The organism is Streptomyces subrutilus (assembly GCF_001746425.1).
GTDB classification, from domain to species: domain Bacteria; phylum Actinomycetota; class Actinomycetes; order Streptomycetales; family Streptomycetaceae; genus Streptomyces; species Streptomyces subrutilus_A.
On the sequence record NZ_MEHK01000001.1, the window covers coordinates 1 to 16,099 of the forward strand.

Consider the following 16,099-nt stretch of genomic DNA (forward strand, 5'->3'; position numbering starts at 1 on the left):
CCACAGCCCCAACCCTCCTCCCCGAATCCTTCACCCCCGCCCAGACCTAATGTCCGAGCAGTCACCGGCACACAAGGGTTCATCCACCTGCGGAAATGCACAGGCTCAGGCGATACACCTTCCCCCTATGCATCCTCCCTGGGGTTCCCCCCTTGCATCCCCCCAGGGCTTCCCCCCATGCGTACCCCCATAGTTCCAGCGGCTTCCGCCGGGGACGAGCCCTGGGCCCGGGCACCCTCCAGGCAGAAACGACGCGGGACTGGACCCGACACCGGATGGACCCCCGCCCGGATGGCGCGGGGTCGTGACGGCACCTTCCCGAGCAGGACGACTACGAAGCCTCCTCGCCCACCCGCCGCGCGCTGGCGGTGCGCCCACTGCGAAGACCATTCACCGGCACCGGCTATTTGTGGATCGTGAACGCCGGAGCCGGGCCAGTAACCCGACCATGTCCGGCGCTTCCGCTTGTTCTCTATCTTCCGGCCTCGAACGGCGTCTTGGACTGAGTTGCTCTTGTGGAGATTCGTCGGACGCGGGGGCGGCCTTCGTCTGATCATGTGATCCGACTAAGGTGCACGTGACCACGGCGAAGGCCGCGAGGGTGAGTCTGCGCCCGGTTGCGGGAGAACGCCCGAGATTTGCCGGAACAGGGCGGTCAAGAGACCGACAGTCCGCTAGAAGTGGTCGGGCAGCCAGGGTTCATGTTCGCCCGTGCTGCGGACCAGTGTTCCGAGGGCGGATTCGGATCGGGAATGGACTCCTGCCATACGGGCGGTGGTGGTGCTGCGGTAGCCCCCGGCGTACCAGACGGCGAGTTGCCGCCGCGTCAGGGTGACCTGTCCTTGGGTGTGGGTCGGGGCGATCTCGGCGGCGCCGTCCTTGAAGTGCAGCAGCCATCGGTCCCAGTCGTTGCCGGTCTCGTTCTCGATCTCGATCGGCAAGTTTGTTTTGAGGTCGGCGGGCCAGCCGCGGAGCCGTACGGCCTCGGGAATGTCGAGAATGCGCAGCATCCAGGGGTGCCAGGACTCGGCGGTGGGCCGGTGGTGGCGAAGGCCGTGCAGAAGGGTGGGATAGTGCGGGAGGGATCCGCGCCGGAATTCGATGGTTTGGGCGCGGGTGTTGTGGCGGCCGAGGAAAGCGAGCATGGCCGCGGCTGTGGGCTGGCTGGCTGCCCAGAAGTCGTGGACGACCACGGTCGCGCCGTGGCGCACGTGTCGCTTCGTGGCCAGGGACAGCATCCCAGCAGTGGGGTGATTGGGCCGGTTGAATCGGTACGTCGTGAGGCCTCCCTTGTCCTCCTTCCACGTGGTCCACCAGGTAGGCCGTAGTACAGGACCGTTCCACTGCCGGGCGAGGTCGCGCTGGAGGGACTGGACCTCGTCGGTGAGACCGTGCTTGACCTCGAAGTCCTCCATGGTGAAGGACTGCTTGAGGTCGTCGGTGGCCACAAACCAGGCGAGTACGGATACGGGGGCTTCCCAGCCGAGGCGGCGAGCGTAGCCGGTGGATGATGTAGAGATCGCGGAGATCACCGCCCCCCTCTCGATGAGGGGGCGCAGGCGCTGGTCGGTCATGCGGGTTGCGAGGTGGTCGCCGCGTTCTTCTGGGGCCACACAGCCGTCGCCGAGACAGGCGCTGGGAACGGGGGAGCCTCCGAAGAACTGGTCGACGAGGAGACCAAGACCGCCGGCGACGACTCTCCCACCGCGGACGGCTACCTGAAGGTCTGCGTGGTCGCGCAGGTGGGTGATGTCGCCTATGCGGTGGCCGTAGGCGCGGGTAGCAAGTTCGTCGTACTGCTCCCACAGGCCGTCATTGGCTGGTGTGAAGCTCAGCTGTCCGCTCATGGTCGCCTTCTGGCTAGTAGTGGGTGGCGTTGCGGACGGCGTCGGCGTCCAGGGGGATGAGGAAGGTCCTGGTGAAGGTCAGCACGCACGTGTCTTCCTGGTTGTGGCCGGTCGTGTGGCAGGTGATGAGGCCGTTGCCGGGCCAGCTGTCAGAGTGCCTGCGGCTGAGGATTCGCGTCTGGGCGTACAGGGTGTCGCCGACGTGTACGGGCGCTTGGAAGCGGACACGGTCGAGCGCGAGGTTGGCACTGGTGAGACCGCTGATGCTGCGGACGCTCATACCAGCCACGAGGTTCAGTGTGACGCCGCCGCAGACCAGGATCCGACCCCACCGGGTCTGGCGGCTGTAGTGGGCGTCGGTGTGGATGGGCGCCACGTTGCCGGTCAGGGCGGTACCCAGAAGGTTGTCGGTCTCAGTGACCGTCCGGCCAGGTCGGTGCTCGATGACCAGGCCCGGGGTGAGGTCGTCGTAGGCGAGCCCGACGTTCTCGCGGATTCGCTCCTCCCCGACGCGGCGGTAGCCGTTCGGAAGACCGTCGTTCACGGGGAGCCGTCCACCTCGGAGAGGAGCGCGCGGGCGCGGTTGAAGAAGGGGGTTCCCCGCATCTGGCCGTCCACGGTGGTCACGCCGTTGCCGCTGGCGTCGGCGGCGGCCACGATGGCTCGGGCGTGTGCGATCTCGTCTTCGGAGGGGGTGAAGACCTCGTTAATCACTGCCGCGTGGCGGGGGTGCACGCACCCCTTGCCGTAGAAGCCGAGTTCCCTTGCCTGCTCGGCTTCGCGGCGCAATGCGTCGGGGTCGTCGAGTTCCCAGGTCGGGGCGTCGATGGCGGGGATGTTCGCGGCGGTGGCGGCGTTGATCAGGGCGCAGCGGGCGTAGTGGAGGGCGTCCCAGGCCAGGCCGCAGCGGACGGAGGCGGCGTAGTCGGCGGATCCGAAGATGACGCCGCCGAGCCGGGGCGCGCTCGTGATCGCCGGGAGGGTCTCGAAGGCGCGGGGGCTCTCGATCAGTGCCCAGATGTCGGGGGTGTAGCCGTCACTGTCCAGCACGCCGGCCACAAGGTCGATGTCGCGGGCGGACTCGACCTTGGGGACCACGATGAGGTCGGGCCTGGCCGTGTAGGAGGCCATGGCGATGAGGTCCTTGGTCCCCTCGATGGTCAGGGGGGAGTTCATCCGGATGCCGAGGGTGCACGGCGCGGTGGGGACGGCGAAGAACGCCTGGGCGGCGGTGCGGGCGGCCTGCTTGTCGTGGAGGGCGACGGAGTCCTCGATGTCGACGACGGCGACTGCAGCGCCGGAGTTCTGTGCGGTGGCGAACCGCTCCGGGCGCAGTCCAGGTGTGATGATCCAGGCCCGTCCGGGCCGTCGGCAGCTGACGTCCATGTTCGTGTTCACCTTTCGTCGCGCTTGCGCTGGATGAGGAGTTCGAGTCGGCCGATGGTGGCGGCGCCCTTGATCTCGCTGTCGCTGATGTCGATGGCGTAGCGGTCGGTCAGGAGGACGGACAGCTCGACGATGGTGAGGGAGTCGAACCCTGCCCCGTCGAGGCTGGCGTCGTCGGTGAGGTGGTCAGCGGGCAGCTTGAGGTCGTCGATCAGGATGCTGGTGAGGTCACCGGTCATGAGGGGTTGTCCTTCCGTTTTGTCCGGTTCAGGGGAGGTCGGGCCAGGTGAGGGTGGTAGCGCCCCAGGTCAGTCCGGCGCCGAATGCGGTGAGCAGGACGCGGTGCCGGGCTTTCAGGCGGCCGTCGGCGGTGGCCTGAGCCAGGAGGAGGGGGATGGAGGCGGCGCCGGTGTTCCCGACGTGCTCGACGTTGGTCAGCTGGCGGTCGTAGGGGACGCCGAGTTGGCGGGCGACGAAGCCGGTGATGCGGGCGTTGGCCTGATGTGGCACCAGGCGGTCGAGGTCCTCGACGTCCCAGCCAACCGCACGGGCGGCCTTGAGGGAGGCTGCGGACATGCGCTCGACCGCGTTCCGGAAGACCTCCGCTCCCTCCATGTGCAGGGTGCCGGGGTGGGAGGCCCGGATCAGGTCGGCGAGGGTACCGTCGCTGCCCAGTACCACCGGCCCGAGCGCCCCGTCCTCGCCCACGCTGCCGCCCCGTAGGACCATCGCCCCGGCGCCGTCGCCGAACAGCGGGACGGTCGTACGGTCTTCGGGGTCGGGTAGACAGGCGAGCCGGTCCGCGCCGATGACGAGGACCGCCTGCGCCGTGCCCGCCGTGATGAGTCCGCTCGCCGTCGCCAGCGCGTAGAGGAAGCCAGTGCAGCCGGCCGCCAGGTCGTACGCCGGGATACCGGTCAGGCCGAGCCGGGAGGCAACAGCGGGGGCGGTGGCCGGACAGCAGCGGTCAGGAGTGGTGGTGGCGACCACCAGCGCCTCGACCGCCACCGGCGTTGAACCGGCCAGAGCCTGGGTGGCGGCCTGGACAGCGAGGTCTTCGGTGGAGAGATCCACTCCCGCGATGTGGCGCTGAGCGATGCCGGTGCGGGAGCGGATCCATTCGTCTGTGGTGTCCAGGCGGGCGGTGAGGTCGGCGTTCGAGACGACGGCCGAGGGCAGGGCAGCGCCGACGCCGCAGACGACCGCAGCCCGCGCTTGCGGCCCGGGTGCGGTGGCGGCGGTCATCGGTCGGCTGCCTTCAGCTGCTGGGCGACCTCGCCGATCATGTCCTCTTGACCTGCGACGACCTGGCGCTCGCCGAGCGCGAGGAACAGGTCGACGGGGTCGACGCCCTCGCGGCGGGCGGTTTCCAGCACCGGTTGCTTGAAGCCGGAGAACACTCCGGCCACGCCGCTGACGAGGGCGATCGAGTCGATGACTGGTGGGGCCTTCATCAGCCGTTCCTCGGCGACGTCCGCCGCGGCCAGCACCTGGCGCAGGTCGATCCCAGTGTCGAAGCCGCGGCGTTCGAGCACGGCCACGAGCACTTCGAGCTGCGTGTTGCCTGCCCCGGCGCCGAACCCGCGGGCGGTGGCGTCGATGATGCCGGCCCCGGCCTCTACGGCGGCGAGCGAGTTCGCCACGGCCAGGGAGAGGTTGTTGTGGCCGTGGAAGATGACCGGCACGTCAACTGCTTCGGTGATGGCGTGGATGCGTCCGATGACATCGGCCGGGAGGTAGTGGCCGGCTGAGTCCATGATGCCGACGGCCTGCGCGCCGAACTGCACCAGCAGAGAGCACTGTGCGGCGAGCTGGTCGGGGCTGGCCATGTGGCTCATGAGTAGTACGCCCTGGGCTTCTGCGCCGAGGTCGCGGGCGATACCGAGGTGGCGTTCGGTGATGTCGGCCTCGGTGCAGTGTGCGGCGATGCGGACCACGTCGGCGCCGTGGTGGACAGCGGCGTGCAGGTCGTCGGCAGTGCCCCAGCCGGGGGCCATGAAGACGCCCATCTTGGAGCGGGTGAGCGCATCTCGGACGGTGGTGAGCATGACCGGGTCGGGGAGCTTGGCCCGGCCGATCTGGAGGCTGGAGGCACCCAGGCCATTGCCGTGGCCGACCTCGACCACCGCCACCCCTGCGGCGTTGGCGGCGGTGGCGTAGGCGTGGAGCTGGTCGGCGTCGAGCTGGTGGCCGACGGCGTGGTGGCCGTCGCGCAGCGTCGGGTCGTGAATGAGCACGTGGCGCCGCTGCTGGTGCGTGGAGTCGTCCATGGGGAGTTTTCCCTTCACCGGGCGGCGTACTGCTCAGCGAGCAGCACGGCGGCGGCGTTGATGATGTCGAGGTTTCCGGCGTATGCGGGGATGCGGCCGCCGGTGGCTGCTACTTCCACCGCGACCGAGATCCGGTCTTTGTCCACGGCGACGGCAGTGACCTTGAACCCGGGCGTGAACGCGCGCACGTCTTCGGCGGCGGCTGCGATGCTCGTACGGACGGGTGCCGGGCGGATGCCCTCCGCAAGCACGGTCATGGCCACCCGGAATGGCGGGGCCGGCTGTGCCGGGCTGAGGTTGACCAGCACCTTGACGCCCTTGGTGCCGGTGAAGGAGCGGATCGCGGCGGCGGTGGTGGCGATGTACTGGTCGAGGTTGAGCCGGGTGGCCCGGCCGGCGCTCGCGCTGGCCCCGGTGGATACCACTTCGATGTAGGTGGGGGTGCACCGCTGGGAGATCGCGTGAAGGAGGGGGATGGCCGCCTGCCCGCCGCAGCTGACCAGGTTGATGTGCCGGTGCCCGGCCGCCTGGGCGCCATTGATGCTCGGCACAATCACCGTCCCGAGCCCGGTGGGAGTCAGGTCGATCAACGTGGTGTCGGTGCTCTGCAGGGCGGCCCAGTGTTCGGCGTGGCTGTCGGCGTTCGTGGCGTCGAAGACCAGGTCGAGCGGCCCGGCCTTCAGCAGGGAGGCGATCCCGCCGGTGGCCGTGGCGTACCCCATCTCTGTAGCCCTCCGCAGGCCCAGGCTCTCCCGGTCACGGCCCGCGACCAGGCGAAGGTCCAGCTTTTTCGACCGCTGGATCTTCTCTGCGAGGTCGATCCCGATGAGGCCGGCGCCAAGTACCGCGACACGGGGGCGTCGTTCATCTGCAGCCATGGGCCGCTCCTTCTTCAAGGAATGTTCATCTGGGGTGCAGCGCGCAGGGGCTGCGGGCTGTCTCGTGCGTCGGGAGGGCTACAGGACGTGGAGTTCGACAGGAGGCAGATGCGGCGCGCGGGCGTGCACCGTGGTTCCGGCTTCCAGCGGGAGGCTGGCGTGAACGGCCCCGGCCAGGACCAGTTCCCCGGCCCGCAGCCCGGTGCGGAAGCGGCTCAGTCTCTGCGCGAGCCACACCAGCGGCTGGAACGGGTCGCCGAGGACCGCCCGGCCTTCCCCGGTGGCTACGGCGGTGCCGTCGACGCTGACCACCAGCGGCTCGGCGGCCAGGTCCACGTCCGCATCGAGCGGCACCATGGGTCCGGTGACGACCCGGGCGCAGGACGCGTTGTCCGCGATGCTGTCCGCGACCGAGATTCGCCAGCCGGTGAACCGGGTGTCGATCACCTCCAGGGCGAGGAACACCTTCTCCACCGCGGACCTGGCGGCTTCCACGCCGAGGTCCGGGCCCCCAAGGTCGGAGCCGAGCAGGAAAGCGATCTCCGCCTCCACGCGCGGCTGCATCAGTGCGGACCGGGTCAGGCTGCTGCCGCTGCGCAGCAGCATGTCGTCCAGAAGGACGCCCGAATCCGGCTCGTCGACGCCCATCTGCTGCTGCATGGCCTTGGAGGTCACCCCGGCCTTGTGGCCGACGACGCGGGCGCCGTCCGCGATCCGCCGCGCCACCGCTGCGGCCTGCACCCGGTATGCATCGTCCAGAGTCAGGTCGGGCCTGTGCACGGTCAGCGCAGCCACCGGGATCCGCTCGCGTTCCGCCTCAAGCAACGCAGTCGCCGTATCCGTGATCCAGTGAAGTCGCCGCTCATCCATGAAGATCCCTCCAAAGGGCATCCATCAGTTCGGAGATTTTCGGCACTGGGCCAGATCCGGGCCGGGCGCCGGCGGATCTGCCCCTGGCTCGGCTCGTTGAGCGCCCGAGCCCCCTGGCCTGATGAAGAGTCAACCGGTAACTCGGCTACGGCGGTACGGTGGAGAGCAGGGCAAGCGGTATATCGCGTATATCCGGGCAGGTGCTCATGACCCCGCGCACGCCGAACCACCAGCTCCGCGAACTCGTCGCGGAATCCGGTCTCACCTACGAGGCTGTGGCCAAGGCCGTCTGTGCAGTAGCCGGCGAATGCGGCGCCCACTTACGTACGAACAAGAGCGCCGTGGAGCACTGGATCTCAGGCTCCGTGCCCCAGGGCGATACGCCCCGCTACCTCGCCGTAGCGCTCTCCCGGCGCCTGGGCCGGCTCCTGACCCTCGCCGACCTCGGCCTGCCCTCCACAGGCGAGTCGGGCAATGACACCATCGGGCTGTCTCTCGGGGCCGACCCGATGGACGCCTTACTGTCGATGTGGAGGTACGAGTTGGACCGCCGCCGCTTCCTAACGGGCTCCGCCTACTCCGTGGCCGCCGCCGCCCTGCCGCTCACCTACGTGCAGGAAATCGCCGCCCGCACCGCGGCCGCCCGCACCGGCCACACGGTCTCGATGGCCGAAGTCGCCGCCGTACGCGACATGATCAGCGCCTTCTCCGAGATGGACGAACGCCACGGCGGACAGCACGGACGCAGCGCACTCGTCACCTATCTCCGTGACGACGTCGCCCCGCTGTGCCGGGCCCGCTTCCGCACCGACGAGGTCCGCCAGCAGATGCTCTCCGCCGCCAGCCGCGGCGTGCACCTTCTGGGCTGGAAGAGCTACGACGCCGGCCAGCAGGGCTTGGCCCAGCGCTACTATCTCCAGTCCTATGCCCTGGCCACCGAGTCCGGGCTGCGTGGGCACGACGGCTTCGTGATGCGCACCATGGCCATGCAGGGGCTCAAGCTCCACCGCCCCGAGCACTGCTTGGGACTGGCCGAGACAGGACTGCACCGGGCCAAGGGACGGGTCGACGCCCAGACCGAAGCCCTCTTCCGGGTCGTCCATGCCCACACCCTGGCCAAGAGCGGTAGACGCCGCGCGGCCCTGGCCGAGGCTGAACAAGCCCGCTTTCTGCTCAGCGGTGCCCCCGGTGACGACGTGCCGTTCTGGGCGCTGGCATGGGGCCCGCCGGCCGCGTCGGTCTACTCCCGCACCGCTAAGGTCCACGAGACTTTGGGCGACCACCGGGCCGCCGCCGAGCAGTACGCTCTCGCCGCCACCGCCCGCCCCGCCGCAACCTATGCGCGGATCGTCGCGCTGGACCTCGTCGCCGGCGCCGAGATGCACCTCAAGCGCGGCAGCATCGAGCAGGCGTGCGCCACGTGGCACCGGGCGATCGACCACATGGACGGAGTCCGCTCCGTCCGCACCCGCAAGGCCGTCAGCCGCATGCGCAGCGACCTGGCACGCTTCCGGGCCCGCGGCTTACGCTGCGCGACCGAGCTTGATGAACGGGGCCGCGACTTCCTCGCGAGCGCCTGAGTTCAGGCGCCGGGCTGGAGCGGGGCCTGGGCGTACCGGCGGATGATCGGCTCCAGATAGTCCACGTGGGGTCCTGCCAGGTCGGCCAGCTGATCCAGGGAGCGGACGAGCGCGAGTTCGTCGAGTTCGGGCTCGCGGCCCTCCGCAAGCTCCGCCGCCACCACGGAAGCGAAACGTTCGCGCAGCTCCACCTCCGGCCGGGCGGGAGCGAGGTAGGTCAGCCCGACGCTGCCGTTCTCGCCACGGGTCACCGTCCACAGCCGCAGCTCGTGCGGCTTGACGTCGACCCCGGTTTCCTCGACCAGTTCGCGCGCGGCCTGGCCGCGCAGAGCGGCCTCATCCAGAACTTCGCCGCCTCCAGGGGGTTCCACAGACCCGCCGGCCAGCTGCCACCGCCCCGGGGCCGCAGTGGAGGGCGACATCCTCACCACAAGGACCCGGCCGTCGTCCGTCGGCTGGACGGCGTTCACGAACAACGACGGCAACGCCACCGCGCCAGGAACCCGGCGCAGAGCATAGTGGCGGTACGTCACGGGAGCCCAGCGCAGAAACAGCGTGTGCGGGTCTTCCCACCGAAATTTCGCGCACGCCACCACCGGCCCGTCAAACAAGGTCGGGTTTGCCCGGACTGCCGCGTCCCACACACGATCCCGCGCCGCTACGTGCTCCGGGGGAAGCGCAGGCGCCTCACCCTCTGCCAGACGAAGGTGGTGAACGTCGAACAGTTCAACGCCCGAAGGCAATGTCTCTGTCACCCGACTCATCGTAGGCGTCTGAAGGGCCGGACTTCCCCGTGAAGATCGGCGATCGCGAAGCCCGACTGTACGTCGCGGGGCGCGACCGGGTCTCCGCGTCGCCGCGCGACATCCCCGAGTGTGGGCGCCGGAACCTCAAGGGCCCTCTCCTCCAGCTTGACCGGCGCCGGCGGATTCACGCAGATGCCGGTCAAGGTCACCCGTGCGGCGAGGGCGAGGGCCGTGATCGCGTGCCTGTCCTGAATCGGGTCCGTGGTCGGGCCGTTCGCCTAGTTCGAGGCCGTGGTCACCCACAGCGCCCGGCATTCGTCCTCAGCGAGCGCGGACGAGCAAATCAGGGGCGGCCTCGATGGCCTCTTCGGGAGAAGACAGGGCGGTGGTGAGCCAGTCAGGAAGGCTCTCGTCGCTCCCAAGAGTGACCTCTCCTGTGTCGGAGTCCCGCTAGGCCAGCGGAGTGAACGCCGAGGGCTCCCATAGCACCTCGGTCACCTACCTGTAGCGGGCCAGGGAGCCTCCTCGGTCAAGTGCAGCAGTCGTCATCTATCTCCGTACGAGCCAGAAGAAGGGGAGCAGGGCGATCAGGAAGCCGGATGCGTCGAGCGCAGCCGGTCCGCGATGTCATATACGTTCAGCCGCAAAGCCCGGATGTCTGTGATCAGGTCCCGCCAGGGCTCGAACGCGACATCCACGTCCTTCCCGGAGGCCCGGATGTACGCCACGGCGACCCCAGAATACCGTTCCCGAAAGTTGCCCTCCGGCTGGCCGACAGCATTGTTGCGCCCGCAATCACGATCGGGCCGAAAGGTCAGCCCGCCACGGCCTGCGCCTGATAGCTGGCATCAGGGCAGCGCGGGACCGTCGCCCATCGGTCCGCCCCTTCCGCCCTGGTCCCGGACTGCCGCCCAGCAGCGATCAGAGGACTGACTCGAGGCGTCTAGAACGGGGCCCGGTCGCCGATGTCCCGCACGTACTCGCAGGCGGTCCGGTCGATGCCCTTGAACTTGACACAGAGCTTCGCGTCCGCCTCGAACTGGCCGCGGCTCCAGGTGTGGCTGAGAGTCTTGCCCGTACGCCTTGTCGTCGACGGATTGCCGACGGTGTAGGGCGTGCCGTTCACGGACAACGTCACCTGCCGCGTCTTCACGTTCTTTGGCGGGTTGGTCCAGATCGCGGTGGGCGTGTTCCAGAAGTTGTTGCCTTCCAGCCTGATGCAGACTTGCGGCCCGGAGAAGTGGTGAGTGCAGGCGCTGGAGTCAGCGGCGGCCGACCCGGCCGCCGAGAGGACGAAGGCCGGTGCGAGGACGCCTGCCGCATTGAAGTGAACGATCTTCCGCATGGCATTCCCAACAGGGCAGCGGGCAGCACTAGATACGGCTCTGGGTGGAAGTCCACCCCGACGAGCGAGCGGCGCCCCCGCCCTCGGTGCAGCGCGAGCCGCTGGCCGCCCACACTCAGCGGTGACTTCACCGGCAGCTGGTGAGTAGGGCGGTGACCTGCGGTGGGGAGGTGGTGGTGAGTCACCGGTGAGTCACCAGCCGCAGGCGTTGTCCACCCGTGATGCCAGCGGGGTGGCCGTGGTGATCCAACCAGTGAGGACGTTGCCGTTTCGTGGGGGCAGAGCAATCACCTCCTCCACGGAAGGCATCGCCATGACTCCCGCTCCTCCCCCACCCCGACGCCCCGACGCCAAGACCTCCGTGTCGCCGACTGCTCAGCCGCTGCGTGCGAAGCGTCCGGAGACCGTCCCGGCCAAGCGGCCCGTCTCCCGCGGTCCGCGCTGGGCGCGGCTGGGTGTCTGGGCCGCGCTCGCGGCCGGTCCCCTCGCCCTGGCCGTCACCGTCAGCATCCCGAGGACCACGGTGGCCCAGGCCGCACCCGCCCCCCGCCCTGCCGCAGCGGTCCGGCCACAGGCCGACCCAAGCGGCACCGCGGAGTTGTTCGTGGATCTGTGGCTGCGCGCCGACGCCGCCACCCCGGAGAGCGCCTCCGCCGTGGCTCTGCGTTCTCTGGCTCCTGGGGTTGAGCTGCCGAAGCGGCCTCGCGCCACCGGCACGGCTCCTGCGCCGGCGCGGGTAGTGGCAGTCCGTGAGGCCGACGGGCCGGGCAACACATGGACGGTGGTGGTTGCGGCAATCCGGGACCAGGGCGAACCGGCACCAGCGGCAAGCGGGCCGGGCTCCGTGGTGCCGCAGGTGCGGTACTTCGCCGTGTCCGGCACTCGCGGCACTGGCGGCGGTCCGGTCTCGGTCGTCGGAGCGCCGGCGGAGGTCGCCGCCCCGGACGCGTCCCAGGTACCCAACTCGGAGTTCAGCCGCCCCGTCCCGGCTGCCTCGGCACTGGGGGTGTCGCTGGGCGAGTTCGTCCGTACATACCTCGGCGGAGGACAGGGCGCGGGTCTGGATCGGTACCTGTCACCGGGGCTGAAGGTGACGGCGCCGAAGGCAGCTCCGTATGCGCGGGTCGAGGTCGAGGACGTGGCCGCGAACACTGAGGTCGCCGCCGGTCAGGCGGTACCCGCGGACGGAGCGAAAGCGCGGGTTCGGATCCGCGTGAGGGGCGAGGACACGCAGGGCGTGCACTGGCCGCTGCTCTACCGGGCGGAGGTCACGGCCCGGGCCGGACGGTGGGAGATCAGTGCGCTGGAGGCCGGGGTGACCGGCCCGACCCTGGGCACGGCCTCGCCCTCCCCGACGGGCACGGCACTGTCGGGGGATGCCCGATGAGCACTATCCCTTCTGTGCTCCTGGCGAGTGAGCTGGATGTTCTGGGCGATTCCCTGTTCGACACCGCGGCGAAGTGGGCCGACAGGGGCCTCAGGGTCGCCCTCGCCGTCCTCGTACTCGCCGGGATCGCCCGCACGTTCTCCTTCAAAGCCGCGATCGGTGCACTGCTCGCAATGATCATCGCGCTCAGCATTTACAGCGCCCGGGACTCCCTGTCGGGCAAGGTCACCGACAAGATCAACAACCCCACCACGGGGGCCGGTGCGCCCACCGTCGTCATCAGTCCCCGGCCCGGCTGGAAGGCCGGGCCCGGTCCGGTGGCAGGGAACTCGCTGTGAGCACCACTGCCCAGCCGCGCGTTGTGCGGGTCTACACGAATGCGCGCCGCCATCCGTGGGTGCTGGGCAAGCTCGCTGACTGGGTGATCTGGTTCGGCCCGTACACCCCGGCGCAGCTGGTGGTGCTGGGCGGTGGGGCGTTCACGCTGATCAAGACCTATGACTGGTGGTCGTGGGCCGGCCCGGTGCCCATCGCTTTGTGGGTCGGTGCGGTGTGGGCGGTGCGCGGTGCGCAGATCGCCGGGCAGAACCCGTTCACCGCGGCCGCCGGAATGTTCGTGCTGCTGCTGCGGCATCCGGCCGGGCGGATCGGCGGCCGTGTCGCCCGGGACCGGCGCCCGTCCCACCTCGTCGGCCAGTTCGTCATCCAGCAAGGCCCCGTGTGCGCTGCCGTCGTGGAGGCCCAGGCAGGTAGGCCCGTGCTCACGCCCGCTGGCGGGCGTGGTGCTGTGGCGGGGTCGGGGCTGTCGCGTCTGCTGGGGCAGGCGTCCGCGGCCGAGGAGGTTGCGTGATAAGGCTTCCGTTCCGGCACATCGCCGGTCATGTGCTGTGGTCGACGTCCGGCATGGTGTGGGCGGTGTGGCGGGTGGCTCCGCTCACGGGGGGCTACCAGCCCGCCCGCGTCCGCGATGAACTCCTCGGCCGCATCAGTTCCTTTGTCCGGTCGATGCCGGCGATGGAGCCGAGGATTTTCGCGCTGGCTGCGCGGACCGATCCGGGAGAGGTCGCCGAGCGGATGGTCGAAGGCCTGCCCTGGCAGCAGATGCCTGCGTGGGCGGAGACGTGTGCGGCCGCGGTGGACCTGCTGGCCGGTGAGGAGATGCACGAGCGGACCCTGTGGCTGGCTGTGCCTCTGCCGCGCAAGGGCGGTGCGGCTGCTGGATCCTTCGGGGCCCTGTACGCGGAACTGTCTGCCGTCCTGGGCGTGCCGCCGGTGGCGGTGCCCGAGGCTGATGTCCTCGCGGCGCAGAGGGACGCCGAGCGTCTGCAGGCCTCGCTCGGCGGGGGCCTGGGGCTGCGGCCTGCGTCCCCGGCCGAGATCGTGTGGATCGCCCAGCACGCCCTGCACCGTGGGCTGGAGGAGCCTCTCCTGTCCGACGCCGGAGCGAGCCCCCTGTACGGCAGCCGCGTCCACGACGGACAGCTCCACTCGCCCTCTTACTGCGACCTGGGCCAGGTCCGTCTGTCCGAGGGCGGCCAGCCCAAGGAGGGCACGCAGAGCGCGAAGGCGCGCCGGGCGGGGCCGGGCGGGTGGTGGCGGTCGGCTGCGACGGCTTCGCCGGTTGGCCGCAAGTGGCTCCAGGTCGAGACGGATGCCGGTACCGGATACCAGGCCCACCTCGTCCTTGCCGAGCTCCCGCCGGCGGTGTCAGTGGCGAGCGCGGATGTCCTGGCTCAGCTGGAGGGCATGCCGTTCCCCGTCGATGTCGCCGTGGACCTGCGGGTAGTGCCCGCGAAGAAGGCACGGGCGCAGGTCCAGCGCAAGAAGCGTGAGCTGCTGGACCAGGCCGGCCAGTACGGGGCGCAGCCGACCGGGATGCCGCACTCACTACCGGACGCTGCCGGGGATCTCGCCGAGCAGGACGCGCGGATGGCGCGGACGTCGGTGGAGGTCGAGGTCCAGTCGGTGACCGTGCTGACCGTGTGGGCGCCGGATGCCGCCACGTGTGACGCCCGGGCCCGAGAACTGTCTGCGGCTCTGTCCGGGGCGGACTACCGGGCGGTGCGGCCGGTCGGGATGCAGGAGGAGCTCTTCGCTCTGTCGCTTCCCGGATCGGTACGGTCCCCGAAGGTCACCCAGTTCACCCAGCACCAGTTGTCTGAGGACTGGGCAGCCAGTGGCGCGCTGACCGTGTCGACGGTGGGGGATCCGGCCGGGATGATGATCGGCCACGACCTGGACAGCGGCACCATCCGCCCGGTCCTGCTCAATCCGGCGGACGCTCCGCAGGTCAACGCCTCCGCCTCAAGCGCGGTCATCGGTGACCTGGGCGGCGGCAAGAGCGTCCTGGAGAAGCTGGTCACCTCTGCGGTCGTGGACCGGGGCGGGAGGGCCATTGTCATCGACCGGACCCCGATCCGGGAATGGGCGGCGTTCGCCCGGTCCGCGGCCGGTGAGCGGTGCCAGGTCATCGACGCCGCCCAGGCTCGGATCTCCATCGACCCGCTGAGGGTTTTCGGCGGACCCGTCGGCGCCCACTACGCGCTCTCCTACCTGACCCTGCAGCTGGGGGTGGGGGCGATGAGCGCCGCCGGCGCCGTCCTCCACCACGCTGTGGAAGAGGTGTCCGGGGGTCCGCAGCCCTCCATGGGCAAGGTCCTGGACGTCCTCACGGCCCTCGCCGCAACCGCGGGCACCAGCCGCGCCGACGCCGCAGCGACCATGGCAGACCTGCTGCGGATCGTCCGCACGAACCCTCTTGCCGCGATGGTGTTCGACCCAGACCTGCCTCCGGTCACCCTGGGCGGGGACCTGGGCGCCGACATGGTCGTCATCACGACCGCCGGCCTGACGCTCCCGCCGCGTGAGGCGTTCGCCGACGTCGAGGTGCTGCGCCAGCAGCCGCTGGAGGCCCTGATCGGGCGGGCCGTGCTGTATCTGGTCGCGGCGATCGCCCGGCAGGCCGCGTTCACCGAGCCGGAGCGATTCTGTCTGGTCGCCATGGACGAGTGCTACTGGCTCACCTCCTCAACGGAGGGGGCCGCGCTCGTCCACGAGATCCTGCACGACGGCCGCAAGCACGGCGCAGGGGTGTTCCTCGGCGCTCACGACGAGACGGAACTGGGCAAGGACGCCGGGCTGATCGCCTACCGGTTCCTGGCCCGCACCAGCGACCACGCCCGCGCAGCCCGCGGCCTGGCCTTCCTCGGTCTGGACGGCAAGGACGAGGACCTGTTGCGGCTGGTGACCACCGGTCTTTCCCCTGTCGGCCAGGCAGGCCGCGAGGGCGAGATGCTGCTGCGTGATCCGCGCATGCAGGTCGGCCGGATCAAGGTCGTGGTCCCGCCCGTCTCCCGCCTCACGAAATCGATCTTTACGACACCCGGCCGCTCGAGTTCCGCAGCGGCCAACGGGGAGACCTCGCGATGAACACTCACCTGCGGCTGCTGCTCACTGGCGTCCTCGCTCTGCTTCTGTTCACCTGCACCGTCGCCGCATGGGCCCTCCCCCAGAGCCAGCCACCGCGGGTCACGTCTCTGCCTGCGGCGGCGAAGGGCGGTCCCTGTGACATGGTCGTCGGCCCGGCGCATGACTACTGCACCCGCGCGCCCTCGCCAGCCGGTCCCAGCATGCCCGCCACGGTGGCCGACCATTCCGCGGCGGCCGCCGTGATTCGCGTGCCCGCTGGCATGGACGGGCGCGTCGCCCTGACGCTGTTCGCCACCGCCGCAATCGGCGGGGCCGTAGGACTTGTCCTGACGGTCGAGCGGCGGATGCGATGAGGCGGATC

At 69.9% G+C, this 16,099-nt stretch carries 17 protein-coding genes; 6 read left to right on the forward strand and 11 right to left on the reverse strand.

The window, feature by feature from the left end:
- Window positions 1-674: 674 nt before the first annotated feature.
- The 8 genes from BGK67_RS01085 to BGK67_RS01120 form a co-directional block, all read right to left on the reverse strand.
- Window positions 675-1,847 (reverse strand): GNAT family N-acetyltransferase, encoded by a 1,173-nt coding sequence (locus tag BGK67_RS01085; protein WP_069918103.1) that lies wholly within the window; start codon window positions 1,845-1,847, stop codon window positions 675-677.
- Between the two features lie 13 nt (window positions 1,848-1,860).
- The gene (locus BGK67_RS01090; RefSeq protein WP_069918104.1) at window positions 1,861-2,391 is read right to left on the reverse strand and encodes a MaoC family dehydratase; all 531 of its coding nucleotides are present in this window, start codon (window positions 2,389-2,391) and stop codon (window positions 1,861-1,863) included.
- On the reverse strand, window positions 2,388-3,233 hold the full coding sequence (locus BGK67_RS01095) for an HpcH/HpaI aldolase/citrate lyase family protein (RefSeq protein ID WP_069918105.1): 846 nt from the start codon (window positions 3,231-3,233) through the stop codon (window positions 2,388-2,390). The genes BGK67_RS01090 and BGK67_RS01095 overlap by 4 nt, the downstream gene beginning before the upstream one ends.
- 8 nt (window positions 3,234-3,241) lie before the next feature.
- Window positions 3,242-3,472, reverse strand: a complete 231-nt coding sequence (locus tag BGK67_RS01100) for an acyl carrier protein (RefSeq protein ID WP_069918106.1) — start codon at window positions 3,470-3,472, stop codon at window positions 3,242-3,244.
- Between the two features lie 28 nt (window positions 3,473-3,500).
- Window positions 3,501-4,478: a beta-ketoacyl-ACP synthase III gene (locus tag BGK67_RS01105; RefSeq protein ID WP_069918107.1), complete on the reverse strand. Its 978-nt coding sequence runs from the start codon at window positions 4,476-4,478 to the stop codon at window positions 3,501-3,503.
- Window positions 4,475-5,503 carry a 4-hydroxy-2-oxovalerate aldolase gene (dmpG, locus tag BGK67_RS01110; protein WP_069918108.1) on the reverse strand — a complete coding sequence of 343 codons (1,029 nt, stop codon included), beginning with the start codon at window positions 5,501-5,503 and terminating at the stop codon, window positions 4,475-4,477. The genes BGK67_RS01105 and dmpG overlap by 4 nt, the downstream gene beginning before the upstream one ends.
- Before the next feature lie 14 nt (window positions 5,504-5,517).
- Window positions 5,518-6,381, reverse strand: a complete 864-nt coding sequence (locus BGK67_RS01115) for an acetylating acetaldehyde dehydrogenase (protein ID WP_069918109.1) — start codon at window positions 6,379-6,381, stop codon at window positions 5,518-5,520.
- A gap of 78 nt (window positions 6,382-6,459) precedes the next feature.
- Window positions 6,460-7,206 carry a 2-keto-4-pentenoate hydratase gene (locus BGK67_RS01120; protein ID WP_244291073.1) on the reverse strand — a complete coding sequence of 249 codons (747 nt, stop codon included), beginning with the start codon at window positions 7,204-7,206 and terminating at the stop codon, window positions 6,460-6,462.
- Between the two features lie 251 nt (window positions 7,207-7,457).
- On the opposite strand from BGK67_RS01120, the gene BGK67_RS01125 reads away from it, so the two are divergent.
- Window positions 7,458-8,831 (forward strand): NsdA family TPR-like regulatory protein, encoded by a 1,374-nt coding sequence (locus BGK67_RS01125; protein WP_069918111.1) that lies wholly within the window; start codon window positions 7,458-7,460, stop codon window positions 8,829-8,831.
- A 2-nt stretch (window positions 8,832-8,833) separates the two neighbouring features.
- Here BGK67_RS01125 and BGK67_RS01130 read toward each other — a convergent pair whose 3' ends face one another.
- From BGK67_RS01130 to BGK67_RS40660, 3 genes are all read right to left on the reverse strand, one after another.
- Window positions 8,834-9,586 carry an NUDIX hydrolase gene (locus tag BGK67_RS01130; protein ID WP_244291074.1) on the reverse strand — a complete coding sequence of 251 codons (753 nt, stop codon included), beginning with the start codon at window positions 9,584-9,586 and terminating at the stop codon, window positions 8,834-8,836.
- A gap of 934 nt (window positions 9,587-10,520) precedes the next feature.
- On the reverse strand, window positions 10,521-10,922 hold the full coding sequence (locus BGK67_RS01140) for a hypothetical protein (RefSeq protein ID WP_069918113.1): 402 nt from the start codon (window positions 10,920-10,922) through the stop codon (window positions 10,521-10,523).
- Window positions 10,923-11,114: 192 nt separating this feature from the next.
- Window positions 11,115-11,237: a hypothetical protein gene (locus BGK67_RS40660; protein ID WP_279628644.1), complete on the reverse strand. Its 123-nt coding sequence runs from the start codon at window positions 11,235-11,237 to the stop codon at window positions 11,115-11,117.
- Here BGK67_RS40660 and BGK67_RS35680 point away from each other — a divergent pair.
- Genes BGK67_RS35680 through BGK67_RS01165 form a run of 5 tightly spaced genes read left to right on the forward strand, consistent with a single transcriptional unit; the run spans window position 11,236 to window position 16,091 of the window.
- A complete protein-coding gene (locus BGK67_RS35680; RefSeq protein ID WP_079153912.1) occupies window positions 11,236-12,309 on the forward strand; it encodes a conjugal transfer protein in 1,074 nt (357 codons plus the stop codon). The genes BGK67_RS40660 and BGK67_RS35680 overlap by 2 nt on opposite strands.
- Window positions 12,306-12,647 (forward strand): hypothetical protein, encoded by a 342-nt coding sequence (locus BGK67_RS01150; RefSeq protein WP_069918115.1) that lies wholly within the window; start codon window positions 12,306-12,308, stop codon window positions 12,645-12,647. The genes BGK67_RS35680 and BGK67_RS01150 overlap by 4 nt, the downstream gene beginning before the upstream one ends.
- Window positions 12,644-13,159: a hypothetical protein gene (locus BGK67_RS01155; RefSeq protein ID WP_069918116.1), complete on the forward strand. Its 516-nt coding sequence runs from the start codon at window positions 12,644-12,646 to the stop codon at window positions 13,157-13,159. The genes BGK67_RS01150 and BGK67_RS01155 overlap by 4 nt, the downstream gene beginning before the upstream one ends.
- A 53-nt stretch (window positions 13,160-13,212) precedes the next feature.
- Complete coding sequence (locus BGK67_RS01160; RefSeq protein WP_167739636.1) at window positions 13,213-15,738, forward strand: ATP-binding protein; 2,526 nt, start codon at window positions 13,213-13,215, stop codon at window positions 15,736-15,738.
- A complete protein-coding gene (locus BGK67_RS01165; RefSeq protein ID WP_069918117.1) occupies window positions 15,735-16,091 on the forward strand; it encodes a hypothetical protein in 357 nt (118 codons plus the stop codon). Before BGK67_RS01160 ends, BGK67_RS01165 begins: the two co-directional genes overlap by 4 nt.
- Window positions 16,092-16,099: the final 8 nt, after the last annotated feature.